We start from the raw sequence: 24,052 nt of genomic DNA on the forward strand, positions 1-24,052 counted from the left end.
CACCCCCTACCGCGGTATGACGTTCCCGTCCGCGAAGACCACGTCGGGCGCGTCCACCCGGCGGTCGACGACGGTGGTCGGGGCCTCCAGGTGCACGGCACCCGAGGGCATGACGCCCGCACCGCCGAACCGTTCCATCACCCGCCACTGCGCGACGACGTCCTCGCCGGCGTGCTCGGGCGGCAGGGTGTCCCAGAACCGGAAGCCCCCGACCTCCTCGAGCGCACGGCGGTCGTAGAGCGCGCAGGCACCGACCCACGCGACGCGGTAGGGCACCCACTCGCCGGGGTGCAGGTCGAGGTCGGCGGCGACGTGCGTCGGGTTCGCGGCGTTGTGCAGTGACCAGCGGTCGAAGCCGGGGGTGCCGCGGCGCACCACCTCGGGCACGACGGGGCCGTCCCACCGTTCGAACACCGAGGTCTCGTGCGGACGGCGGTCCTGCAGGTACGACAGGCCCTGCACGGCGCTGCCGACGAACCCGCAGCCCAGGGTGCGCAGCGCGTCGAGCATCCGCGCGATCGACCCCGGCTCGAGCCAGACGTCGTCGTCGAGGAACAGCACCGCAGGTGCCTGGGCGTGGTCGAGCAGGAACTGCCGGTGCTCTGCCAGGCCACGCCGTTCCGGGTGGGTGAGGAGCGTGACGGGCCGGCCCTGCGCCTCCAGGACGCGGAGCATCGCGGCGACCGCCGGCGCGCTGGCGGCGTCTCCGTCCGCGGACTGGTCGCTCAGCACGACGCGCAGGTCGACCTCGGTCTGGGCGGCGAGGCCGGCGAGCGTCGTGGCGAGCTCGGCCGGCCTGCCGACGGTCGGGATGAGCACGTCGACGTCGACCGTGCTCGTGTCCGCTGGATCGGGGGCCTTCGCCCAGGACCCGGACCAGCGGGCGGTCACGGTGCCGGGTCCGGTTCGGGCCGCGCAGCGGCTTCGCGGATCCGGCGCACGACGGCGCTGGTGGAGTGCTCGGGCACGTAGTCGACCATGACGACTTCGCCGCCGTAGCCGCGCACGACCTCGGTCTCGGTCAGCATCTCGGGGGAGTAGTCCCCGCCCTTGACGTAGACCTCGGGGCGCAGCCGTTCGATGAGCGGGATGGGGGTGTCCGTCGCGAACACCGTGACCAGGTCGACGCAGGCCAGTGCGGCGAGCACTCCGGCGCGGTCCTCGGCCGGGTTGATCGGCCGCTCCGGGCCCTTCAGCCGGCGCACCGAGTCGTCGTCGTTCAGGGCGACGACGAGCAGGTCGCCCAGGTCACGGGCCTGGCGCAGGTAGGTGGTGTGCCCGCGGTGCACGACGTCGAAGCAGCCGTTCGTGAAGACGACGCGGCGGCCGGCCTGGCGAGCGGCCTCGACGGCGGTGGCGAGCTCGTCGTGGTCGACCACGGTCGCCGCCGGCGCGGTCACCGAGTCGAGCAGGGCGGCGGCGGTGCAGACGGACGTGCCGGCCTCGCGGACGACGACGTCGGCAGCGGCCTGGGCGACGGCGACGGCGTCGCGCAGGGGTGCCTGCACGGCGAGGGCGACGGTCGCGGCGGCGCAGAAGGTGTCACCGGCGCCGGAGGCCTGCTGCTCGGAGGCGGGCGTCGCACGCGTGCGGAACCCCTGGTCGGAGCCGGCCTCGAGCAGCACGGTGCCGTCGCGGTCGAGCGTGACCACCGCGGCACGGGCACCGCTGCGGGCGAGCACGTCGGCACGGGCTGCGACGACGGTGCCGACGCGGTCGGCACCGGTGCCGAGCTCCGTGCCGAGCAGTGCGGCGGTCTCACCGGCGTTCGGCGTGACGAGGTCGGGGTGCAGCGCGGCCCAGCGGGTCAGGTCGTGCGCGTCGACGACGACGGCGCCGGGGCGGTCACGGTCGAGCATCGGCACGACGTCCTCGGCGCGGACGCCCAGACCGTAGTCGCACACGACGGCGGCGTCGGCGCACCTGATGGCACGGGCCACCGAACGGGCGAGGCGTTCGCCGTGCTCGGCGGTCGGGGTCGCAGCCAGCTCGTCGACCCGGACCACCACGCGGTCACCGCCGACCACGCGCGACTTCGTCGTGGTGCGGGCACCGGGGATCTCGACCAGGAACGACGTGTCGACGCCGGCAGCCTCGAGCCGCTGGCGCAGGACGTCACCGGCCTCGTCGTCACCGATGAGCCCCACCATGCGGACCCGGGCGCCCAGGGCGCGGGCGTTCACGGCCGTGTTCGCCGCGCCGCCCGGCACCGCGATGGTCTCGGTGACGCGGACGACGGGGGCCGGGGCCTCGCGGGAGACCCGCTCGGCCTCGCCGACGGTCCAGCGGTCGAGGATGCAGTCGCCGATGACGACGACGAGGGGTTCGCGGTCGTCGATCGTGGCGACGAGGTAACGGACCAGGCGGACGTCGGCAGTCATCGGGTGCCTCCCACGGTGTCGGCGCTGCCGGCGGTGGCGCCGGCAGCGGCTGCCGGGCCGGTGTCGGTCGCGGTGCCGATGGTGGCTGCGGTGCTGTTTGTGGCTGCGCTGCTGCGGTCTGCTGCCGTCGACGGCTCGGCGGCGCGGCGCGGCGGCGCGGCCTCGAGGTGCACCACCGTCGTGGTCGTCATCTCGTCGAGCAGGTGCGGGCCGTACCCGAACCCGGCGCCCGAGGCACCGCGGGGCTGGGCGCTGCCACCAGGAGCGCCACCGAACACGGCGTTCACCTTGACGGTGCCGACGGGCAGCTCGGCCGCGGCACGGAGCGCGTGCGCGGTGTCGTTCGTCAGCACCGTGGCCGCGAGGCCGTAGCGGTCGGCCGCGGCGAGCCGGAGTCCCTCCGCGAAGTCCGACACGACGCGCACCGGGGCGATCGGGCCGAATGTCTCCTCGGTCAGCACGAGCATGTCGTCCGTGCAGTCAGTCAGGACGGTCGCCGGGTAGAACGATCCGAGCCCGCCGGGCGTGACGCCACCGGTCCGGGCGACGGCACCGCGGGCGATCGCGTCGTCGACGTGGTGCTGCACCAGCTCGCGCAGCCGGTCGTCCACGAGGGGTCCGAACTCGGCTGCGGGTGCGGCCGTGCGGCGCTCCGCTTCGGCGACCAGCGCGGCGACGAAGGGTTCGGCGACGTCCTGGTGCACGTACACCCGCTCGACGCTGGTGCAGATCTGGCCGGTGTTCGCGAAAGAACCGAGTGCGACCTGTGCTGCGGCCCACTCCGGGTCGACGTCGTCGTCGACGATGACCGGGTCGTTGCCGCCGTTCTCGCGGATGACGTGGGCGCGGGTGGTCGCGGCCACCTCGCTCAGGCGGTCACCGGTCGCGGTCGACCCGACGTGCGCGTAGACGTCGATGCCCTCCTGCGCCAGGAGCAACTCGCCGGTGGTCGCGTCGCCGTCGACGCCGATGAGCACGCCGTCCGGCAGGACCTCGGCGAGCAGCGCGTTGAGTCGGGCGAAGGTCGCCGGGCAGCGTTCGCTGCCCTTGTGCACCACGGTGTTGCCCGTGACGATCGCTGCGCCGAGGATCCCGCAGGCCACGGCGACCGGGTCGTTCCACGGCGTCAGGGCGAGCACCACGCCACGCGGGTGCGGCACCGACCAGTCGGCGGCACCGAACTGCCCGCGCAGGGCCTCACCACGGTGCACCGGCCCGAGCTCGGCGTACTGCACGAGCGTGCCGATGCCGGCCTCGACCCCACCGAGGGCGTCGCCGGGCACCTTGCCGGTCTCGCGGGTGTTCAGGTCCGCCAGCTCCTGCGCGTGCGCACGGAGGTGCTCGGCCGCGGCGTGCAGCAGGGCACCGCGCTCGGCCGGCGCGGTCCGGGCCCAGGCACCGGCAGCGGCACGGGCGCGGGCGACGGCGTTGCGGACGTCGTCCTCGGTCGAGCGGCGCACGGTGGACGCGATCGATCCGTTCACGGGGTCGGTCACCACGAGGTCGTCGGCGGCGGGGGGTGCGATCGTCATGGGGTCCTTCCGGAGGCGGGCGGGGCCTCACACGGTGCTCGTGCTCCGCTGTGTGCGGTCACGGCATCGCGCTTCTCGTCCATCCGGGGCCGCTGCTGGACGTTCGGACGGGTCCGACCGGTAGACGTGGAGCTGTGCAACAGATCGGTGTGGGCGGAGAACGGTTCGACGGGGTCAGCGAGATCGCGGTGCTCCGCGGTGGGGGACTGGGCGACCTGATGTTCGCGCTCCCGGCGGTCGAGGCCCTGGCCGCCGCGTACCCCGGGGCCCGGATCACGCTGCTCGGGGCACCGTCAGCGCGGCCGGTGCTCGAGGGCCGGAGCGAGGCCGTGCACGCCTACGAGGAGCTCCCCGTCGTCCCCGGCGTCCGGGACTCCGGCGAGGGCGCACCGACCGAGCAGGACTTCTTCGAGCGGCTGCACGGGCGCTTCGACCTCGCGGTGCAGCTGCACGGCGGCGGCCGGAACTCGAACCCGTTCCTGCTCCGGCTCGGGGCCCGTCACACCGTGGGCACCGCCACCGAGGACGCCGAGGTCCTGGAGCGCTGGGTCCGCTACGTCTACTACCAGCACGAGGTCGTCCGGGCGCTCGAGGTGGCCTCGCTCGCCGGCGCCGAACCGGTCACCCTCGACCCCCGACTGCACGTCCCCGAGGCCGCGCGGGCCGGGGTCCGGCAGCGCCTCGGCGTCCGGGGACGACTCGTCGCGATCCACCCCGGCGCCACCGACCCGCGTCGCCGCTGGAGCCCCTCCCGCTTCGCCGAGGTCGCCCGTGCCCGGCTCGCCGCGGGGGACGACGTGGTGCTCGTGGGTGACGACTCGGACGTGCCGGCGTCGTCCGCCATCGTCGCGTCGCTGCCGCCCGAGCTCCGGGAGCGCGTGCACGACCTCACCGGGTCACTGCCGCTGCGCGAACTCCCCGACGTCCTCGCCGCCGCCGACGTCATGGTCGGCGACGACTCCGGCCCCCGGCACCTCGCCGTCGCCGTCGGCACCCCGACCGTCGGGGTGTTCTGGTTCGGCAACGTGATCAACGCCGGGCCGTTCGACCGTGGTCGGCACCGCGTGCACCTGTCCTTCGTGACGCAGTGCCCGGTGTGCGGCGCGGACGTCACCCAGGTCGGCTGGACCGCCGAGCGGTGCGAGCACGACCCGTCCTACGTGGACCAGGTCGAGCCGGAGGCCGTCCTCGCCGACGTCGAGGACCTGCTCCGCACGCTCTGACGAGCCTCGCACCGTGCGAGCTTCGGTCTCGTGCGCGCGTCGTCGCCCCGTGCGGTTGCCCGCTGCGTGCGGCGCTGCAAGCGCGCACCCAGCAGTCAACGCTGCACCAGGCGACGCGCCGCGCACCGTGCAAGAAACGCGACCGGACGCCGGACGGGAGGCCCGCTGCCAGCCCGCAACGCGCCTCCCGGCCGCACCGTGCGCACGCCGTCACCCAGTGCGCGGTTGACCGCTGCGTGCGGCGCTGCAAGCGCGCACCCAGCCGTCAACGCTGCACCAGGCGACGCATCGCGCACCGTGCACGGAACGCGACCGGACGCCGGACGGGAGGCCCGCTGCCAGCCCGCAACGCGCCTCCCGGCCGCACCGTGCGCACGCCGTCACCCCGTGCGCGGTTGCCCGCTGCGTGCGGCGCTGCAAGCGCGCACCCAGCCGTCAACGCTGCACCAGGCGACGCACCGCGCACCGTGCACGGGACCCGGCACGCGGACACACGGGAGGCGCGGTGCCAGCCGGCACCGCGCCTCCCCTCCGTCAGCAGCGAGCGGCTACGGCCAGCTCGGCTCCGTCGCCGGCATGATCGACAGCTCGCGGATCTCGCAGCCGGCCGGTTGCGACAGCGCGAAGATGATCGAGTTCGCGACGTACTCCGGCTCGATGAGCTGTGCGTCCGGGCCCGGCTTGTACTGCTCGGTCCGGTCGGCGAAGAAGTTGGTGCGCATCCCGGCGGGGATGATGTTGGTCACGCCGATGCGACCGGCGGTCTCGGCGGCCAGCGCCTGCGAGAACCCGCGGACGCCGAACTTCGACGCCGAGTACGCGGTGCCGTCGCCGACACCGCGCAGGGCGAGCGACGACGAGATCGTGACGACGCGGCCGTGCGTGGCCTCGAGGGCGGGCAGGGCGGCGCGCACGGTCGAGGCGGTGCCGATCAGGTTGACGCCGACGATCTGCTCCCACTTGCCGGACGAGATCGCGTCGATCGGGGCGGGGGTGTCGATGCCCGCGGCGGTGACGACGGCGTCGAGGCCACCGTGCCGTTCGGCGGCGTCACGGACCGCCTGTTCGACGGCGTCGGTGTCCGAGACGTCCACGGCGACGGCGTCGACGCCCTCGGGGACGGCGTCGATCCGCAGGTCGAGGACGATCGGGGTGCCGCCGGCCTCGGTGACGGCGGCCACGACGGCGGCGCCGAGTCCGGAGGCGCCGCCGGTGACGAGGACGCGGCCGATGGGGGTGGTGGGGACGGGCATGGATGTCCTTTGCGTAGTGGAGCGGGAGTGGTCGAGCTGGTGTGGGACGGCGAGCGGACGCTCAGCCGACGCGTTCGATCGCGGCGGCGAGCCGGGTGGTCGACCGGCCCGGGTGGAACGGCACGGTGACGACGCGGCCACCCCACTCGGCGAGGGTCGCCGTCTCGGGCAGTTCGCTCGCGGTGTAGTCGCCGCCCTTCGCCCAGACGTCCGGACGGAAGCGGCGCAGGGCCTCGTCGGGGGTGGACTCGTCGAACACCACGACGGCGTCGACGCAGTCGAGTGCCAAGAGCAACTCGACCCGGTCGTCCTGGGTCATGATCGGCCGGTCCGGGCCCTTCAGGGCGCGCACCGACGAGTCCGAGTTGAGGCACACGACCAAGCAGTCGCCGAGCGCACGGGCGGCCGACAGGGTGCGGGCGTGCCCGGCGTGCAGCAGGTCGAAGCAGCCTCCGGTCGCGACGACGGTGCCGCCGGCGCTCCGGACGTCGTGCACCAGGCGCATGGCGTCCCGGTCGGCCCCGGGCACGGCGAGCGGCGCGGGGCCGTCGTCGGCGAAGAGCGCGGTGACGCCACCGGCGGCCAGGTACTCGGACGCGGCGACCACCCCGGCGGAGACGGCGTCGGGGACGTCCGCCCCGGACGCCAGCGCGACGGCGACGCCCGCGGCGAGCCGGTCGCCGGCACCGCAGGGGTCCCCGGCGCTGACGGACGGAGCCGGCACGAAGCGGCTGTCGCCCTGGGCGTCGGCGAGCAGCGCGCCGCGGTCACCCATCGTCACGGCGACGGCGCCGGCCTGCCACTGCTCGACGAGCCGGGCGGCTGCGACCGTCGCGAAGGGCACACCGTGTCCCTCGACGTCGGTGAAGCGTCGCGCCTCGGCAGCGTTCGGGGTGGCGACGGTGGTGCCGGGGACGGGGGCGGCGCCCTTGGGGTGCGGGTCCCAGACCACCGGCAGGCGCTCGGCCGCACGGGTGAGGGCGTCACGGAGTGCCGGGGCAGCGGCGACCCCGCGGCCGTAGTCGGCGACGACGATCGCGTCGACGCCGTCGAGGGCGGCGGTCATCGCGTCGGAGGCATCGGGCACGGGCGGGGTCGCGCAGCCCTCGTCGATCCGGACGAGGGCGTGGTCGACGACGCGCACGCGGGTCTTCACGGGGGTCGGGACTCCGGATGGTCCGGCGACGATCGTGACGTCGGGGAGCAGGTCGCGGATCTCCTGGGCACGGCCGTCGTCGCTCAGGACGGTGACCAGGGTGACGTCGTGGCCGTCGCGGGCGAGCATGGTCGCGACGAGTCCGGCACCACCGGCACGGCGGTCGTCGGTGGCGACGTCCACCACGGGGACGGGGGCGTCGGGGCTCAGGCGCTCGCTCGTGCCGGACACGTCGACGTCGAGCAGAGTGTCCCCGACGACGGCGATGCGGAAGCGCGGTCCGGCGGCACGGCCACCGGCGGCACCGGAACGCGGTGCGACTGCAACGAGCCCGCTCATCGACGGCCCCCGCGACGCAGCGTCGGCTCCATGGCCTTGCAGAGCGCGTGCACCAGGACGAGCTGCGCCTCCTGCACGTTGGCGGACGGCCCTTCGATGCAGATCGCGTCGTCGACCAGGTCGGCGAGCGGATTCGGTCCGGAGCCGGTCAGCGCGAGGGAGCGGGCACCCACGGCACGGGCTGCCTCGGCGGCACGCAGCAGGTTCGGGCTCTTGCCGCTCGTCGACAGCAGCACGAGGACGTCGCCGGCCCGGGCGTGCGCCGACACCTGCCGCGCGAACACCTGGTCGTAGCCGTAGTCGTTCCCGATGGCGGTCACGGCGGAGGTCTCGGCGTGCAGCGAGATGGCCGAGTACGCCGGCCGGTCGCCCTCGAAGCGGCCGGTGAGCTCGGACGTCAGGTGCTGCGCCTCGGCAGCCGAGCCGCCGTTGCCCGCGGCGAGCAGCCGACGTCCGGCGACGAGCCGCCCGGCGATGTCGTCCGCCCACTCGGCGATGTGGTCCCGGTGGTCGACGAGGGAGGCGATCACGGGGACCGACGCCGCGACGTGGTCGACGACGACGCGGGCGCTGTCCGTGACGGCGCGGTCCTCGATCCCGGTCTGCTGGTCGATGGTCATCGGGCGGTCCTCTCCGTCGACTGCGCGGCGCGGGTGACCCGGCCGGCGTGGGTGGTGCGCGAGCGGCCGGCGGCGGGCCCGGTGGTGCTGGCGGACGAGGTCGCGCCGGCGAGCAGGCGCTCGTAGACGCGTTCGCTGTCGGCCGCGACCTTCTGCCAGGTGTAGCGGGACTCGGCGCGCTGTCGACCAGCACGGCCGTACGCCTCGCGGCGCTCCGGATCGTCGAGCAGTGCGCCGACGGCCTCGGCCACCGCGGTCTCGTCGCGCGGCGGCACGTGCAGGCCGGTGGCGTCCTCGACGACGGTGTCGATGAGCCCGCCGACGCTCGACGCGACCACCGGGCGGCCGCAGGCCATCGCCTCGAGCGGCACGATGCCGAACGGCTCGTACCAGGGGGCGCAGACGACGACGTCGGCGCTGCGGTAGACGGCGGGCATGTCGTGCTGCCCGAGCTGCCCGCGGAACGTCACGTGGTCGCGCACGCCGAGCGACCGGGCGAGTGCGTCGAGGCGCTGGTACTCGGGGTCGTCCACCAGGTCGGCACCGGCGACACCGGCACCGCCCACGACGACGAGTTCGACGTCACGGCCCTGTTCGACGAGCGCGGCGAGTGCGGCGATCGTCGTCCCGACGCCCTTCCGCTGCACGAGTCGTGAGGCGGTGAGCACCCGGAGCGGACGGTCGCGCTGTTCGACGGGGCCGTCCGGACGGAAGAGCGACACGTCGACGCCGCACGGCACCACCGAGATGCGGTGCAGCGGGACGCCGAGGGCCTTGAGCTCGAACGCCTCGTCCGAGCACGTCGCGACGACCTGGTCGACGCTCCGGCCGACGGCGGGTTCGACCCACTCGCGCTCGGCCGGGCTCGTGTCCGCGGCACCCTGGTGCCGGCGCTTCACGACGCCCAGGGCGTGGAAGGTCTGCACCACGGGGATCCGCACGCCACCGGTCCGGGCCTGCACCTGCGTCACGGCGTCGAGGGCGGCGTGGCCCGACATCCAGAAGTGCGCGTGCACCACGTCGGGACGGTCGAGGAACCACTCGGCGGCGAGCACCGACGCGAACGTCCCCATGAACGGGAACAGCTCGTCCTTCGGCACGGCACGCGCGGGACCGGCGTCGACGTGCACGACGTCCACGCCGGGGCGCAGGGGCACGCGGACGGGCTGCGACGCGTCGTCGCGCCGCGTGTAGACGGTCACGTGGTGGCCGCGGTCGGCCAGTGCACCGGACAGTTCGGCGACGTGGACGTTCTGCCCACCGGCGTCGACCCCGCCGAGCACGGCGAGCGGACTCGCGTGCTCGGACACCATGGCGATCTTCATCGCAGGCTCCCTTCGAGCGCGGCTCCCGCCGCACGGTTCCGTCGCGCACCGCGCGCGACGGCGTCGTCGAGCAGGTCGTCCCAGTCGGCCAGGAACCGACCGAGCGCGTGCCGTGCGAGCACGGCCTCACGCGCCACGAGCCCCCGTCGGCGCGCCTCGTCCGGGTCCTCCAGCAGCAGCCTGGAGGCCCGCACCAGCTCCTCGACGTCGGTCGCGATCGCCCCGGCCTCACCCGGGACCGTGCGGGCCGCGTCCGTCGTCGCGAGCACCAGGACCGGCATGGCCATGTGCATCGACTCGATGAGCGACAGGCCGAGCGAGGTCCAGCGGTTCGGGTGCACGTAGGCCCGCCGTTCGGCCAGCGCCGCGTGCATGGGGTCGGCCTCGACGTCGCCCTGCGCGACCACGCGGTCGCCGAAGCCGAGCTCCGGCAGCCGTTCGGTGCCGATGCCCCAGACGTCGACCGGGGCGACCTCGGCGAAGCGGGGGAGCAGGTCGGTGCCGACGACACGGTTGCGCCGGACGGGTTCGTTGATGACGACGCCGAGGCGCTCGAGCGCGCCGGTGTACAGCGGGCCGGGGTCGACGACGCCGTGCTCGACGACGGTGGTCCGGGTGGTGCCGCAGTCCCACATCAGGGCGTTCCAGTGCGTCACGTGCGCGATCGTCAGGTCGTCGCGGTCGCGCATCGGGTGCACGCTGTTCGGCACGTCGACCCGGGGGGCGTTGTGCTCCACGAAGACGATCGGGACGTCACGACCACCGAGCAGACGACGGGCTTCCTCGAGCTCCTCGGTGCGCTGCAGGACGACCACGTCGACCTCGGCCTCGGCGACGTCGGCCGGGTCGATCTCGATCGCGGAGTCCGGCCAGTCGCGCCCGCCGCGGCCGAGTCCCCAGGCGTCGCGCGCCGGGGTGGTCGGGATGAGGTACTCGTGGGGGCCGCGGACGAAGGCGTCCATCCAGCCGCCGTGCACGTGCCACACGAGGATCCGCATGCAGGGCCTTCCGGTCGGTGTCGATGGGCTCGCTCCCCGCCGCTGCCGGAGCAGCAGGAGAAGGAGCAGGAGAAGCAGTGGCGCACGCTACGCAGCGCCTTCTGGGCCGCCCCGCAGACTTCTCGGATCAGTCCGCGAAACGCGGTCGAGGAGCCGCTCGTGGGCCTCCAGGACGTCCGCGATGCGCACTCCGGACAGGCACGGGTGGCCGGGGACCGGGCACTCGCGAGCGCGGCTGAGCCGGCACGGTGCGGCCTGGTCGCCGAGCAGTTCGACCAGCGGGGCGTACGGCGCCCACTTCACGGCGGGGACGACGGGCGAGAACAGGCTCACGATGGGCGCCCCGACGGCCGCGGCGAGGTGGGCCGGACCGGTGTTCCCGACGACGACGACCTCGGCGCCGGCGAGGACGGCCGCGAGTTCGGCGGGGCTGGTGCGTCCGCCGAGGTCGATGCCGCTGTCACCCGCCACGGCGGCGGTCAGCGCGCGTTCGCCGGGGGAGCCGGTGACGACGACGGGGACGCCGCGCTCGGCGTAGGCGGCGACGAGCGCACGGTGGTGGGACTCCGGCCACGACCGTGCCGGGACGCTGGCTCCGGGGTGGACGACCACGTAGCGGTCGAGACCGGCCACGGGCGGGGGCGGGACGGCGTCATGGCGCACCGCGAGCCTCCCGTCGTCGTCCGGCGGCAGCCGGAACCCGGCCGCCTCGGCGATCCGCAGCGCGCGCTCGGGCTCGGGGAGGTCCTCGGGCAGGTCCTCGCCGGGGCGCAGCCGCACGTCGAGCAGAGACCCGGGGTGGTCGACCGAGGCCCCGGAGACCCGGGGGACACCGGCCAGGCGCAGGAGCAGCGCGAGGGGCAGGGGCGACTGGTGGAAGGAAGTCAGGACGACGGCCTCGTCGGGCTGTTCCTCGGCGACCAGCGCGCGGAACTCGGCGAGCAGGGCGTCGTCGATCGGGCGTGCGGTCTCGGTGACCCACGGTGCCGCCCACACCCGCACCCGGTCGATGCCGGGCAGCAGGTCGGCGGCCGGCGCCCCCTGCGGTCCGCACAGCATCGTCACGTGCGCGGCACCGGCGGCGACCGCGCGCACCGCGGGGCCGGCGACCAGGACGTCGCCGAAGGAGTCGAGCCGGGCGACGAGGACGCGCCGACCCGCGCTCACGCCCGGTCCGCCACGCTGCCGAAGTGCTCGAGCACCAGGGTGACGGCCTCGTCCAGGTCCGCGGCGACGGTGTCGGCCTCGTCGATCTCCTGAGCGCGGGTGCGCGGGGTGGGCACGAGGATCCCCTGCGCGCCGGCGTTCCGCGCGGCCTGGACGTCGGTGCCGATGTCACCGACGACGACGATCGACTCCGGCGGGATGCCGAGCCGCTGTGCGGCGTCGAGGACCATCCCGGGCCGGGGCTTCCGGCAGGCGCAGTCGTCGCCGGCGTCGTGCGGGCAGACGCACCACACGTCGAACGGGCCGACGAGCTCGTCGACCCGGGCGTTGGTGGCGTCGACCTGTTCGCGCGTGGCCATGCCCTTCGCGATCACCGACTGGTTCGTGACGACGCCGAGCTGCAACCCGGCGGCACGCGCCCGGTCGACGGCGCGGCGGGCACCGGGGACGGGGACGACCAGGTGCGGGTCGGCGTTGTACGGGACGTCCACCACGAGGGTGTCGTCGCGGTCGAGGAGCAGGCCGCGGATGACGCGGTCCGGTGTGAGGGCCATGCTCCGTGACTACCGGTCCACGACCGGGGACCGCCCCAGGAAGAGCCGCGGAGCGCGGTCCCGGCAGGACCGTCAGCGTGTCGGGTCTACCGTCGCGGCGGTGACCGCCCTCGAGAACCTGCCCGACCCCGACGGACGCCCGGAACTGCTCGTCCTCCGTGCCATCAAGCTCGGCGACCTGCTCGTCGCCGTCCCCGCACTGCACGCGCTCCGCCGCGCGTTCCCCGACCACCGCATCACCCTGGCCACCACGGCGTGGCTGGCGCCGGTCGTCGAACTCGTACCGGCGGTGGACGTCCACCTGGCCCAGCACGGTCTCGACCACCCGATCGCGGTGCCGCACGGTGCCGTCGACATCGCCGTCAACCTGCACGGCGCCGGCCCGGAGTCCTCGGACCTCGTCGCCGCGCTCGCCCCGCGCCGGGTCATCGGGCACGCCGACCCGACCCACGACTACGAGGGCCCGGAGTGGCCGGACGACGTGCACGAGCGCGACCGCTGGGCGGACCTGCTCACGTGGCACGGCATCCAGGCGGACGCCACCGAGGTGCACATCGACCGCCCCGCCGAGCCGCCGGTGGTCGCCGACGCGGCCGTCGTGCACGTGGGCGCCTTCCACGGTGCGCGGCACTGGCCGACGGACCGCTTCGCCGACGTGGTGCGCGGACTGCGTGCGCGCGGTGCCGACGTGGTCCTGACAGGAGGCTCGGACGACGTCGTGCGCGCCCGTGCCGTCGCCGACGCGGCCGGCCTGGCGCCGGAGGCGGTCCTGGCCGGCACCCTGGACCTGCAGGCCTTCGCCGCGGTGATCGCCGCGGCGTGGCTCGTCGTCACGGTCGACACCGGCGCTGCGCACCTGGCAACCGCGTACGGGGTGCCGTCGGTCGTGCTGTTCGGCCCGGCCCCGCCCGAGGCGTGGGGCCCGCCGTCGACCGGCCCGCACATCGTGCTCACCGACGCCTCGGTCCGTCGCGGCGACGTCTTCGCCGAGGACCCGGACCCGGCGATCCTGGCCGTGACCGCGGACGACGTGCTCGGCGCGGTGGACCGGCTCCGGGTGACCGCTCAGGCGGCCGGGCGGTAGCGTCGACCGAGAGCCACCCGGACCTGCCGGACGCTCGGAGGGAGTCCTTCGTGTTCGAAGCCGCGAACATCCGTGACTGGATCGGTCTGCCGGTCGTCGACGAGGCCGACGACAAGGTCGGCACGCTCGAGAGCATCTACTACGACACCGCCACGTCCGAGCCGGCGTTCGGTGCCCTGACCACCGGCATGGTCGGGTTCCAGAAGCTCGTCTTCGTCCCGCTGTTCGGCGCCACCGTCGCCCCGAAGCACCTGCGTGTGACGTTCCCGAAGAAGCTCGTCAAGGACGCCCCGTCGATCTCGACCGACGGCGAACTCGACGCCGCGACGGAGCCCGAGCTGTTCCAGCACTACGGGCTGGAGTACCGCACCGGCAGCGGTGGCGAACGCCGTCTCGGACGCCGCTGAGCCCGTCCCGCCCCACCGACCGACCCCACCCGACCGACCGATCCGCCGCACCCGCCCGGAGGCCGCAACTGCTCCGCACCGCCCGTACGACGCTGCTCGCCGCCCTGGCAGCGGTCGCCGTGGTCGGGTTGATGGTGGCCGGTGTCGCGGTTCCGGGCGGGGCGCACCCTGCGTCCGCTGCGCCGATGTGGCCCGTCCCGCAGCCCTACCCGGTGCCGGACGACCCGACCGAGCCGCTCGCCGACCTCCCGCCCGGCAGCGAGTACGTCGCCCTCGGCGACTCGTACTCCGCCGGCTACGGACTCGGCGACCGGACCCGGCTGCCCACGAGCGCGTGCGTGCAGTCGGCCCGTGACTACCCGCACCGGCTCGCGGCGCGGTTCGGCCTCGACCTGACCGACGTCACGTGCGCGGGCGCCACCAGCGAGGACGTCACGACCGGACACCAGTTCACGGGCGTCCCACCCCAGATCGAGTCGCTGTCGTCGCGCACCCGGCTCGTGACCCTGACGATCGGCGGCAACGACGCGGACCTGTTCGGCACGGCCGCGTCGTGCCTGGCGATCTCGGCCGACGGCCCGGTGTTCTCCGGACGTGACGCGCCGTCGTGCGAGAGCACGCTCGTGCAGGACGGTGAGGACCAGCTCAGCGTCAAGATCCAGTCGCGGGTCGCGCTCGGGATCGCCGACACCCTGGCAGCGGTGCAACGGGCCGCCCCGAACGCCGTCGTCGTGTTCCTCGGGTACCCGGCGATCTTCCCGGACGCCGAGCACACCCCGGCGAAGGGCTGCTTCCGCTCGGCGCTCGACCTCGGCACGCTCGCGGGGTCGTTCCCCTCGGACACCTTCCCCTTCACCGACGACGACGTGGCGTACCTCCACGGCGTGCAGGAGGAGCTCGACGCCGTGTCCGCATCCGCCGCCGACGCCGCCGGGGTGCGGTTCGTCGACGTCCTCGAACGCACCGAGGCCCACTCGGCCTGCGCCCCGGCGGACGAGCGCTACGTCGCCGGCGTCAGCCTGACCGGCTCGAGCGACCTGCGACGCATCGACCTCAAGGCCGGCGCCCTGCACCCGAACGGCCGCGGTGTCGCGTACCTCACCGACCAGATGGCCGACGCGATCCGGGAACTCGCCGGCTGACCCGTCCGGACCCCGCGCTGTCCGTGTGCGCCGCCGGAGGGACGACGCACACCGGAGCCGCCGTCTCACGGACGACGTCGTGGAGCAGTGCGCCAGACAACACCCGCACGTGCCCCCGTCCGAGCACCACGAGCGACGCCCGCCGGGTGCGCGATGCGATGGCGTGCCCCGGGTGTCCCTCCACGAGCAGCGGCCGGATCCGCACCGCCGGGAACCGCGCGGTCAGATCCTCGGTGACCCGCTGCAGCAGTTCGGCGTTCCGGGCGCGCCACCGCAGGGGATCCTCGGCGAAGTCGGTGAGCCCGGTCCGGGTCAGCACGGGCATCTCCCACGCCCGGAGCAGCGTCAGTCGTCGGTGCAGCCGGACGGCCTCGGCCACGGCGATCGAGACGGCCCGTTCGTCGATCGGTTCCTCGACGGCCAGCACCACGTCGCCGTCGATCGGGTGCGGGCCCTCGGGGACGATCACGGTCGGCACGGCCGCACGGACCGCGACCCGCGCCGGGTCGCCGCCGGCGGTCGAACCCCGTCGGCTCCGGAAGGTCCCGATCACCAGGAGGTCACCGCCGTCCGACTCCTCGACCAGGGCGGTGGCGAACGGCCCCGCGTGCCGGTGCACCTCGACGGTCACTCCGGGCAGGGCGGCACGAGCGGCCTCGGCCAGGCGGTCGGCGACCGGTCCGGGGCCCTCGATCGCCGGGTCGGCACCGATGATCCGGATCCGCTCGATCCCGCTGTCCGCGCGGGCGGCGATCCACCGCAGCGCCTCGTCGTGCGGCATCGCGGCGTCCGCGGCCAGCGTCACCGTCGTCCATCGTTCGTCCATCCCGATCGGCCTCCTCCATCGCAGGTCCTCCGGGGGCGTCACACGGCGCTCCGTGCGCCACAGGGTACTCCCGGCGCGGACGTGGGGAACCGGCGGTGGAACCGGGCACGTCGGGTGGTGCGCGGCGTGTGTGTGGTGATCCGGGCCTCCCGGCCGGGTCTGCGTAGTCTCGGGGCGTGGTCGTGAGCGCCGGACTGTTGCTGCACCGGACCGTTCCGTCCGGGCCCGAGGTCTTCCTCGCGCACATGGGCGGACCGTTCTGGCGCACCCGGCCGCGTGCCTGGTCGATCCCGAAGGGCCTGGTCGAGGCGGGCGAGGAGCCGCTCGGCACCGCGCTGCGCGAGTTCGCCGAGGAGATCGGCGTGCCCGCACCGGTGACCGCGGCCGACCTGACCGACCTGGGGGAGTTCCGGCAGGCGTCGGGCAAGCGCGTGCGGGTCTTCGCGGCACGGGCGTCGGGGTTCTCGGTCGACACCGTGCGCAGCAACACCGTGCGCCTCGAGCTCCCGCGCGGGTCGGGGCGGTTCGTCGAGGTACCCGAGGTGGACGACGCACGGTGGGTCGGCCTCGACGAGGCGCGGGAGCTGCTGGTGGCCGGTCAGGTCGCTGCGCTCGACGCCCTGGTGGCGATGGGTGCCTGACGCGCCGATCATTTTCGTCGAGGGGTCACGAACTGTCGTCCGGCGGCCCTCCAGCCGACACTTCTCGGCCACCCGGCGACCGGCACGCGGCAGGTCGTGACCACTCGGCGAGACCTTCCCGGCTGTGTCGGACACCGGACACGAGCCGCGCCCGCTGGATAGTCTGAGGGGGTGTCGGGTTCTCCGGCGCCACAGCAGGGGAGCACACATGCGGCACTGGCGCGCGGTCACGGCTGGGCTGACGGCCCTGGCACTCGGAGCAGGACTCGCGATCGGCGGCGCGACCAGTGCGTCGGCGGAGCCGGTCGGCAACTGGGGGACCTTCACCCTCAGCGGAGCGAGCCGGGCCTACACCGGCACGATGACGCTCGCCGGGTTCGCCGAGACGACCTTCACGTCGGACTCCCGGCAGTCGACCGTCGTCAGCGGGGCATCGACCTGGCAGTCGGCGTCGACCCCGTCGGGCGCGGTCTACGGGACGAGCCGCGGCCAGACCTACATGAACCAGCGGCCGAACGTCGACTCGCCCACGACCGGCGCCTCGACGACCACCTACACGTTCGCCGAGCCGACGCCGGGTGCCCAGAGCTGGTCGTTCGTGCTCGGCGACGTCGACGCGGACCGGGCGACCATCTCGGCCACCGTCTCCGGGGGTGCCGCCGCGACCGCGGAGCAGCTCGGCTACGTGAGCTCCTACAACTCGTGCTCGGCCGCCGTCGCCGGAGGGCCGTCGTGCACCGCCGACCCCGACGGCACGACCGGGCAGGACCGGCCCACCTGGGACCCGGCCACCCGGACCCTGACGGGCAACACCGGCGCGGTCGACACCGCCGGTGCGACGGCCTGGTTCACGCCGACCGTGTCGCTCACCAGCCTGACGATCACGTACCAGCAGCGCAGCGGCTTCCCGGTGTACCAGACCTGGTTCGCCAACCGCACCGCCGCGATCACCGGCACGGCGACCCTCGACGGAGCGCCGATCCCCGGGGCGATCGTCCGTGTCACCGCTCCGCGCGGCACCGTCTACACGACGACCACCAGCCCCGACGGCACCTACGCGTTCCCGCAGCTGCCGGTGATCGCGAACTACCGCGTCGAGATCACCCCGCCGGACGGCGCAGAGGGTCCTGACCAGCCCACAAGGGTCTCCCTCGCCCAGACAGGCTCACCGGGCGGCGTGGACCAGCAGGCCGACTTCGCGTTCACGTCGCCGGAGGACACCGTGTCGGTCATCGGCACCGTGGTCGACGAGGACGGCCGACCGGTCTCGAACCTCGAGGTCGTCATCACCGACCCAGACTCCGGGGACGTCCTCGTCGACACCACGACGAACAGCGACGGCGTCTACACCGGCTCGGACCTGCCAGCAGACACCGACCTCGACGTGTCCGTCGCCGACGAGCCGCCCGTGACCATCACGACCGGCGACGTCGACGCGGCACCCGCGGTCCCCGACGAGATCGACGCCCCGGCCGCCGTCGTCACGACGGTCGCGGGTGTGGTCTCGCTCGACGGTGCACCCGTGCCCGCCGGCGCAGTGGTCGAGCTCGTCGACGGCACCGGCGCCGTGGTCGCATCGACGGTGACCGATGCCGACGGTCGCTACGTCTTCGCCACTGCGGCGGGCACGTACACCGTCCGGACCGAACGACCGGAGCAGGGGGCGACCGGGGCGACCTCGAACACCGGTGTGACAGCCGTCGCCGGCGAGCGTGCTGCGTCCGACCTGCCGTTCGCCTCCGCCGCCGCAGCCGCCGAGGTCACGACCGACCAGCCGGGCACCGTCGTCGACACGAACGGCGAACCGGTTCCGGACGTCGAGGTCGTCGCGACTCCGACGGACCCACAGTCCGGCGAACCCGTGTCGGTCGTGACGAACGACGACGGTGCGTTCGACCTGACCGGCCTGGAGCCCACGACCGAGTACGTCGTCTCGGTCGACGTCGAGGGGGCCGAGACGGCGACCGTCGTCACCCCGGAGTCCGGGGCCGCGACGCCGCTGGCGTTCGTGGTGCGGGCCGCGGCGGGTCCGGCGCCGGCTCCAGCTCCGTCGCCGTCGCCGTCGCCGAGTGGCTCTCCTTCGGCGGCTCCGACCGGCCCCGCTGCCGGCTCGGGCTCTGGCTCCGCGCCGGTGTCGGGCCAGGACGGCGCGGGGGACGGTGGACCGCTGGCGTACACGGGCGCGGACCTCGGCCCGGGTCTCATCGCCGCCGGGGTGCTCGTGCTGCTCGGTGCGGCGCTGCTGACCTACCGCGCGGTGCGCAACCGCCGCCGCACGGACCACCTGCAGGACTGACCGGGCTGCGGCCGCGGTGGTGGCGGCGGCCGCGGCGGCGGCCACGGTCGCACAACACGCCGCCCGCGTCCGCCGAGGGGCCACGAACCGTCGCCCGCCGACCCGTCAGACGACAGTTCGTGCGACCTCGACGCCCGACCAACGGCATGTCGTGACCACTCAGCGCCGGGCCGAACGTCCCCGCCGCGGTCGCACAACACGCCGCCCGCGTCCGCCGAGGGGTCGCTTACCGTCGCCCGCCGACCCGCCAGACGACAGTTCGTGCGACCCCGACGCCCGACCAACGGCATGTCGTGACCACTCGAGGCCGGGCCTTCCGCCTCCGCGGCAGTCGCACAACACGCCGCCCGCGTCCGCCGAGGGGCCACGAACAGCCGCCCGCCGACCCGTCAGACGACAGTTCGAGCGACCCCGACGCCCGACCAACGGCATGTCGTGACCACTCGAGGCCGGGCCGCACGCCTTCGTCGCGGTCGCACAACACGCCGCCCGCGTCCGCCGAGGGGCCACGAACCGTCGCCCGCCGACCCGTCAGACGACAGTTCGTGCGACACCGACGTCCCGCTAACGGCATGTCGTGACCACTCGGCGACAAGCCCCCGCACCGCCCCTACCGCGTCCGCGGCCGCCGCACCGAACCCGTGACGACGCCGATCGACCCCGTGACCGTCTGGATCGCCCGCCCGACGACCGGCACGGACGTGGTGACGACCGCGAGCGACGACGTGATGGCCTCGATGGACGAGGTCGACAGGTGCTCCTGCGCGTGCGAGTGCACCGGGAACCCACGGCGCGCCAGCACGACGACCCCGAGCGCGCCGACCAGCACCGCGGCACCGGCGAACGGCAGGTACTGCAGCCCGACGATCCCGAGGGCCTGCCCGCCGAACGCCGCACCACCGGCGATGCCGATGTTCGACGCGCCGTTGACCAGCGCGCCGGCGATGTCGGGGGAGACGCCACCGGCACGGATCGCCGCGGCCATGAAGAGCGTGCCGGTCGTGCCGTTCGCGGCCATCCAGATGCCCGCGACGACCATCGTCCCGATCAGGGAGCCGTGCACGAACGGCATCGTCGCGAAGGCCACGGCCATCACGGCGACCGAGGCGATCAGCGTCTGCCGGGGCGCACGGTCGACGAACATGCCGGCGAGCCAGAGCCCGACGACACCGGTGCCACCGAGCACGAGCAGCGCCCCGCTGACCATGCCGGCGTCGAGCCCGGCGTCGATCGCGTACGGCCCGATGTAGGTGTAGACGACGTAGTGCCCGCCGAACAACAGCATGTCGGCGATCACGACGGACAGCAGCCCGGTGCGCGCCCAGGCCTTCGGCGACCCGATGTGCGGCGACGAGGCACCGCGGACGGCGGGCAGGAACAGCAGGGCGACGACCGCGAGTGCCGCTGCGGCGACACCGACGGAGAACACAGCCTGGCGCCAGCCGATGTGCTGCGCGACCCAGGTCGCGACGGGCACGCCGAGCACGAACCCGAGCGAGCTGCCCGAGTACACGAATGCGATCGCCCGCCCGGCCAGCCGCGGCGGGACGATCCGGGTGGCGTACGCCGAGGCGACCGAGAAGAACAGTGCGTGCGCGATGCCGCCGACGACGCGTCCGGCGCAGACCACGGCGAACGACGGTGCGAGCGCGACCATCAGGTTCGACACGGTGTAGCCGACGAGCGTGGCGACGAGCACGGTCTTGCGGGGCAGCTTCGCGGTGAACGCGGTGAGCGGCAGCGCGAGGAGCGCGACGGCCGCGGCGTACACGGTGATGACGATGCCCATGGTGGCCTCGGTCACGCCGAGGTCGGCGCTCATCGTGCCGAGCAGCCCGACGGGCATGAGCTCGGTCGTGATGGCGAAGAACGTCGCCAGTCCGAGCACGGCGATGCCGACGATCGACTGGCTGGTGACGGTGATCGGCCGCGTGTGGGTCGACACGGCCGAGGTGGTGGTGTTGGTGGACACGCTGCTGACCTCCTCCGAGGCACGGTGGAGCGCGCGACGATGCCGTTCGTTCTGACGGCAGTGACCGGGAGGGTCTGCGGGGCGCGCTCGCTGGCGGATGTGGATGATGTGGGTACGACTCCACGACGAGTGCGCTCATCCAGTGTTGCACGATGGAACGACTCTCGCGAGGGCATCCGGCAAATACATCGGAGCGCTCCAACGAAACACTCAGGTACTGATCGCCCGCTCAGTACTCGTTCGTCACCCGGCCCTGCACCCCGCCGCCGCGCAGCTCGATCGTCAACGTGCCGCTCCTGGACTGCGCCGACATCGACACCGATCCGTGCAGCGCCGCCTGCCGCGGGAAGCACGCCGTCGACGACTCGATGCGGTCCGCCGTCGCCACCAGGCAGATCGTCGACCGGTCCGTCCCGATCCCGGCCCAGACGTTCCAGGGGGTCTCGGCGGTCCCGCCGTCGAGCGCCCGGTTCGTGAAGACCAGTCGCGTCGTGTGCAGGCTCACCGGCGCAGCGACCGGCCCCGGCAACTGGTCGGCGTACGTCTGCGGGACGTCGAGCAGCTGTTCGAGCGTGATCGTCCCCGCTGTCGGCGTGACGCTCGGCGCTGCGGCGACGTCCGGTCGCGCGGTCCCGACGAGCGTCCCGGCGGCGAACGCGACGCCCACCGCTGCAGCCGCGCCGCCCGCGATCCAGGCGCGTGGTCGCTCCGTCCACAACCACCGCCGCCACCGGGTCCGTCCGGTCGGCTCGGCCTGGAGGCCCGGCTCGTCCCCGCCGCCGCCCCGCGCGTCGTCGACGTGGTCGCCCCCACCGCCGTCGGTCACCTCCGACACGTCGGCTCCGGCGGGCACCGCCGCCGCGCCGGCGGGGAAGGACACGGGCACCGCGTCAGCGGGCGAGGACACGGGCACCGGCACGGGCCCTGGACCCGATCGCGTCGCGGACGGGACGGACGTGCGGACCGGACCCGGGCCTCCCGGCAGGGGATCCCGCGCCGTCGCGACCGCACGCACGCGGGGTCGTCGTCCGCGTTCCAGGTCCTGCAGGGCGATCCGGGCGCGCGCTGCGTCCGCCGGGCTCGATCCTGCTCCCCAGGCGACGGCCTCGAGCCGTGCCCGTTCCGCTGCCACGTCGTCGTGGGCCATGCGCACTCCCACTCTGCCGGTCGCGTGGACAGGTCCATCGTGGCACCGCCGAGCCGTGCGCGCGCACCCAGAACGAGGGAGTAGGCGTGGTGCATGAGCACCGACCCCATGCCGCAGCACGACGCCGACGCCGAGACCCTCGAGCCGCTGAGCCACGACACCCAGTCCGGCGAGGCCGACTACGTCGCGACCAGCCCCGGCGGTGCCGGCACGGAACGCCACGTGCCGACCGCCGACGAGGAGCAGGGCCGCGGCACCGAGTACGACCCGGTCGACCAGGGACCGCAGCAGGAGGGCCAGGGCGGCTAGCGGACCACCCGTCGCAGCACGGCGCGTTCGCCGTAGGTCCAGGCCGCACTCGTCACGACGTAGAGCGCGGCGGCGAGCGGTGCGATCGCCGCGAACACGACCGTGACGAACGGCACGTACCGACCCACGGCGGCGGTCGCGGCGGCGCCGGGGACGCCCGGCTCCGGTGCCGGCACCGGGTTCCAGTGCGCGTTCGACCGGCGGCTGAGCTCGACGACGACCGCGAGCACCGCCAGCAGGACCAGCACCACCCAGGCGTGCACCCACAGCGGCGACGTCAGGGTGACGACGAGCGAGTGGCCGAGCGGGACCCCGACGAGCGTCGCCTCCAGCAGGGCGTTCGTGGTGCCGCCGATCGAGGCGTGCGTGAACAGGGCGTAGACGAGCGACACGACGGGTGCCTGCGCCAGGACGGGCAGGCAGCCGGCCAGCGGCGAGACCTTCTCGTCGGTGTACAGCTGCTGCATCGCCCGCTGCAGGCGCTGGTTGTCGCGGCCGTACCGCTTCCGCAGCGCCGCGAGCTGTGGTGCGAGGCGCCGGCGGTCCCGCTCGGCCCGAACCTGCAGCACGGACAGCGGGACGAGCACCAGGCGGACGGCCAGGGTGAGGAGCACGACGGCGATCGCCGCGGCGAACGAGCCGGCGACGGGGGAGAGCGCCGCGGTGAGGGCGGTGACGAGGTCCGCGCCGCCGTGCAGCAGCGGGCCGACGAGGGGCAGGGTGGACAGGTCCATGACGGTTCCGATCGGTGATGGGTCAGCGGGGTGCGCGAGCGGCCCGGCCACCGGTCGGTGGTCAGGCCGGGGTCGCGACCCCCGGTGCCCGTGAGCGGACGTGGCCGTCCGCGTCGGGGTGGCTCCACCCGATCCGGGTGACCAGGTCGGGTACCGCCGACCGGTCCGACACGGATGCCGATCCGACCCCAAGGACGGCTGCCAGCACCGCGACGAGCAGCCGGGCGACGACGACGGTCACGGCGACTGCGGTCAGCCCGAGCGCCGCCACGGCCAGCAGGGGCAGCACCCCGGCGGCCGGGTCGCCGAGCACCAGCGCGGCGGTGGCGCGGAGCAGCAGCAGGACGGCGGTCATGGTCCGTTCAGCGTAACGCCCGCGTGCCGTCGAGGACCGGAAGGTGCGGCGGGGGAGGATCACGGCATGACCGCAGGTTCGCCGAGCACCCCAGCGACCGTCGCGCTCGAGGCGGCCGGGGTCCCGTACACGCCGCACGTGTACGAGCACCACGAGAGCGCCACCAACTTCGGAGAAGAGGCGGCCGCCGCCCTCGGGCTGCGCGAGGAGCAGGTCTTCAAGACCCTCGTCGTCTCCGTCGACGGCACCCTCGCCGTCGCGATCGTGCCGGTGGCGAACCGGCTCGACCTCAAGGCGATCGCCGCAGCGGTCGGGGGCAAGAAGGCGACGCTGGCCGATCCCGCCCTCGCCGAGAAGCGCACGGGCTACGTGGTCGGCGGGATCAGCCCGGTCGGCCAGAAGACCCGGCTCCGCACCGTCCTCGACGAGTCGGCGCTGTCGTACGCGAGCATCTTCGTGTCCGGCGGACGTCGCGGCTTCGACGTCGAGGTGGCACCGACCGACCTCGCACGGATCACCGAGGCGGTCGCCGCACCCATCGCGCGGACCTGAGTCGAGTCGCCGCAAGTTTTTTCGGCACCCGGGAATGAC

Annotated in this window: 23 protein-coding genes; 8 read left to right on the plus strand and 15 right to left on the minus strand. The window is 74.2% G+C overall.

The features are described 5' to 3' along the window. Positions 1–6: 6 nt before the first annotated feature. The 3 genes from DEJ11_RS09040 to DEJ11_RS09050 are packed head-to-tail and all read right to left on the minus strand — an operon-like array spanning position 7 to position 3,913. The gene (locus tag DEJ11_RS09040; protein ID WP_111103700.1) at positions 7–891 is read right to left on the minus strand and encodes a glycosyltransferase family 2 protein; all 885 of its coding nucleotides are present in this window, start codon (positions 889–891) and stop codon (positions 7–9) included. Further along, a complete protein-coding gene (gene rfaE2, locus DEJ11_RS09045; protein WP_111103698.1) occupies positions 888–2,381 on the minus strand; it encodes a D-glycero-beta-D-manno-heptose 1-phosphate adenylyltransferase in 1,494 nt (497 codons plus the stop codon). Before rfaE2 ends, DEJ11_RS09040 begins: the two co-directional genes overlap by 4 nt. Beyond that, positions 2,378–3,913, minus strand: a complete 1,536-nt coding sequence (locus DEJ11_RS09050) for an aldehyde dehydrogenase family protein (protein ID WP_111103696.1) — start codon at positions 3,911–3,913, stop codon at positions 2,378–2,380. Before DEJ11_RS09050 ends, rfaE2 begins: the two co-directional genes overlap by 4 nt. Before the next feature lie 134 nt (positions 3,914–4,047). On the opposite strand from DEJ11_RS09050, the gene DEJ11_RS09055 reads away from it, so the two are divergent. Then, positions 4,048–5,136 (plus strand): glycosyltransferase family 9 protein, encoded by a 1,089-nt coding sequence (locus tag DEJ11_RS09055; protein ID WP_111103694.1) that lies wholly within the window; start codon positions 4,048–4,050, stop codon positions 5,134–5,136. A gap of 548 nt (positions 5,137–5,684) precedes the next feature. Here the strand turns inward: DEJ11_RS09055 and DEJ11_RS09060 are convergent. The 7 genes from DEJ11_RS09060 to DEJ11_RS09090 all read right to left on the minus strand — a co-directional run bounded on the left by DEJ11_RS09060 (position 5,685) and on the right by DEJ11_RS09090 (position 12,548). Continuing rightward, positions 5,685–6,389, minus strand: a complete 705-nt coding sequence (locus DEJ11_RS09060) for an SDR family oxidoreductase (RefSeq protein WP_027465581.1) — start codon at positions 6,387–6,389, stop codon at positions 5,685–5,687. 61 nt (positions 6,390–6,450) lie between these two features. Further along, positions 6,451–7,884, minus strand: a complete 1,434-nt coding sequence (locus DEJ11_RS09065; RefSeq protein ID WP_258375417.1) for a PfkB family carbohydrate kinase — start codon at positions 7,882–7,884, stop codon at positions 6,451–6,453. Next, positions 7,881–8,504 (minus strand): D-sedoheptulose-7-phosphate isomerase, encoded by a 624-nt coding sequence (locus DEJ11_RS09070; protein ID WP_110863760.1) that lies wholly within the window; start codon positions 8,502–8,504, stop codon positions 7,881–7,883. Before DEJ11_RS09070 ends, DEJ11_RS09065 begins: the two co-directional genes overlap by 4 nt. Beyond that, positions 8,501–9,829: a glycosyltransferase gene (locus tag DEJ11_RS09075; RefSeq protein WP_111046034.1), complete on the minus strand. Its 1,329-nt coding sequence runs from the start codon at positions 9,827–9,829 to the stop codon at positions 8,501–8,503. Before DEJ11_RS09075 ends, DEJ11_RS09070 begins: the two co-directional genes overlap by 4 nt. Continuing rightward, positions 9,826–10,827 (minus strand): glycosyltransferase, encoded by a 1,002-nt coding sequence (locus DEJ11_RS09080; RefSeq protein WP_111103692.1) that lies wholly within the window; start codon positions 10,825–10,827, stop codon positions 9,826–9,828. The genes DEJ11_RS09075 and DEJ11_RS09080 overlap by 4 nt, the downstream gene beginning before the upstream one ends. 87 nt (positions 10,828–10,914) lie before the next feature. Beyond that, a complete protein-coding gene (locus tag DEJ11_RS09085) occupies positions 10,915–11,994 on the minus strand; it encodes a glycosyltransferase family 9 protein (RefSeq protein ID WP_111103690.1) in 1,080 nt (359 codons plus the stop codon). Further along, the gene (locus DEJ11_RS09090; RefSeq protein ID WP_111103689.1) at positions 11,991–12,548 is read right to left on the minus strand and encodes a D-glycero-alpha-D-manno-heptose-1,7-bisphosphate 7-phosphatase; all 558 of its coding nucleotides are present in this window, start codon (positions 12,546–12,548) and stop codon (positions 11,991–11,993) included. Before DEJ11_RS09090 ends, DEJ11_RS09085 begins: the two co-directional genes overlap by 4 nt. Positions 12,549–12,648: 100 nt before the next feature. On the opposite strand from DEJ11_RS09090, the gene DEJ11_RS09095 reads away from it, so the two are divergent. The 3 genes from DEJ11_RS09095 (at position 12,649) to DEJ11_RS09105 (ending at position 15,181) form a co-directional block, all read left to right on the plus strand. Beyond that, positions 12,649–13,632: a glycosyltransferase family 9 protein gene (locus DEJ11_RS09095; protein WP_111103688.1), complete on the plus strand. Its 984-nt coding sequence runs from the start codon at positions 12,649–12,651 to the stop codon at positions 13,630–13,632. 50 nt (positions 13,633–13,682) lie between these two features. Further along, positions 13,683–14,039: a PRC-barrel domain-containing protein gene (locus DEJ11_RS09100; protein WP_027465587.1), complete on the plus strand. Its 357-nt coding sequence runs from the start codon at positions 13,683–13,685 to the stop codon at positions 14,037–14,039. Positions 14,040–14,224: 185 nt separating this feature from the next. Beyond that, entirely contained in the window at positions 14,225–15,181 is a 957-nt protein-coding gene (locus DEJ11_RS09105) for an SGNH/GDSL hydrolase family protein (RefSeq protein WP_284176622.1), read from the plus strand. Here the strand turns inward: DEJ11_RS09105 and DEJ11_RS09110 are convergent. After that, on the minus strand, positions 15,138–16,007 hold the full coding sequence (locus DEJ11_RS09110; RefSeq protein ID WP_111030082.1) for a universal stress protein: 870 nt from the start codon (positions 16,005–16,007) through the stop codon (positions 15,138–15,140). The genes DEJ11_RS09105 and DEJ11_RS09110 overlap by 44 nt on opposite strands. 176 nt (positions 16,008–16,183) lie before the next feature. On the opposite strand from DEJ11_RS09110, the gene DEJ11_RS09115 reads away from it, so the two are divergent. Further along, positions 16,184–16,648 carry an NUDIX hydrolase gene (locus DEJ11_RS09115; protein ID WP_258375392.1) on the plus strand — a complete coding sequence of 155 codons (465 nt, stop codon included), beginning with the start codon at positions 16,184–16,186 and terminating at the stop codon, positions 16,646–16,648. Between the two features lie 208 nt (positions 16,649–16,856). Beyond that, positions 16,857–18,944, plus strand: a complete 2,088-nt coding sequence (locus DEJ11_RS09120) for an MSCRAMM family protein (protein WP_111103571.1) — start codon at positions 16,857–16,859, stop codon at positions 18,942–18,944. A gap of 610 nt (positions 18,945–19,554) precedes the next feature. Here the strand turns inward: DEJ11_RS09120 and DEJ11_RS09125 are convergent. Together DEJ11_RS09125 and DEJ11_RS09130 are read right to left on the minus strand one after the other, a co-directional pair. Then, positions 19,555–20,916, minus strand: coding sequence for an MFS transporter (locus tag DEJ11_RS09125; RefSeq protein WP_111031737.1), 1,362 nt, complete (start codon positions 20,914–20,916; stop codon positions 19,555–19,557). A gap of 229 nt (positions 20,917–21,145) precedes the next feature. Continuing rightward, positions 21,146–22,063, minus strand: a complete 918-nt coding sequence (locus DEJ11_RS09130) for a hypothetical protein (protein ID WP_111103572.1) — start codon at positions 22,061–22,063, stop codon at positions 21,146–21,148. 93 nt (positions 22,064–22,156) lie between these two features. On the opposite strand from DEJ11_RS09130, the gene DEJ11_RS09135 reads away from it, so the two are divergent. Beyond that, positions 22,157–22,372, plus strand: coding sequence for a hypothetical protein (locus DEJ11_RS09135; protein WP_027465592.1), 216 nt, complete (start codon positions 22,157–22,159; stop codon positions 22,370–22,372). Here DEJ11_RS09135 and DEJ11_RS09140 read toward each other — a convergent pair. Both DEJ11_RS09140 and DEJ11_RS09145 read right to left on the minus strand, forming a co-directional pair. Next, positions 22,369–23,106, minus strand: coding sequence for a YidC/Oxa1 family membrane protein insertase (locus tag DEJ11_RS09140; protein ID WP_111103574.1), 738 nt, complete (start codon positions 23,104–23,106; stop codon positions 22,369–22,371). The two genes, DEJ11_RS09135 and DEJ11_RS09140, sit on opposite strands and share 4 nt — an antisense overlap. Positions 23,107–23,167: 61 nt before the next feature. Continuing rightward, a complete protein-coding gene (locus DEJ11_RS09145) occupies positions 23,168–23,461 on the minus strand; it encodes a hypothetical protein (protein WP_110863747.1) in 294 nt (97 codons plus the stop codon). Positions 23,462–23,527: 66 nt separating this feature from the next. Between DEJ11_RS09145 and ybaK the strand changes: the two genes are divergently transcribed. Beyond that, the gene (gene ybaK, locus DEJ11_RS09150) at positions 23,528–24,013 is read left to right on the plus strand and encodes a Cys-tRNA(Pro) deacylase (protein ID WP_071244681.1); all 486 of its coding nucleotides are present in this window, start codon (positions 23,528–23,530) and stop codon (positions 24,011–24,013) included. Positions 24,014–24,052: the final 39 nt, after the last annotated feature.

The organism is Curtobacterium sp. MCLR17_058 (assembly GCF_003234705.2).
Taxonomy (GTDB): domain Bacteria; phylum Actinomycetota; class Actinomycetes; order Actinomycetales; family Microbacteriaceae; genus Curtobacterium; species Curtobacterium flaccumfaciens.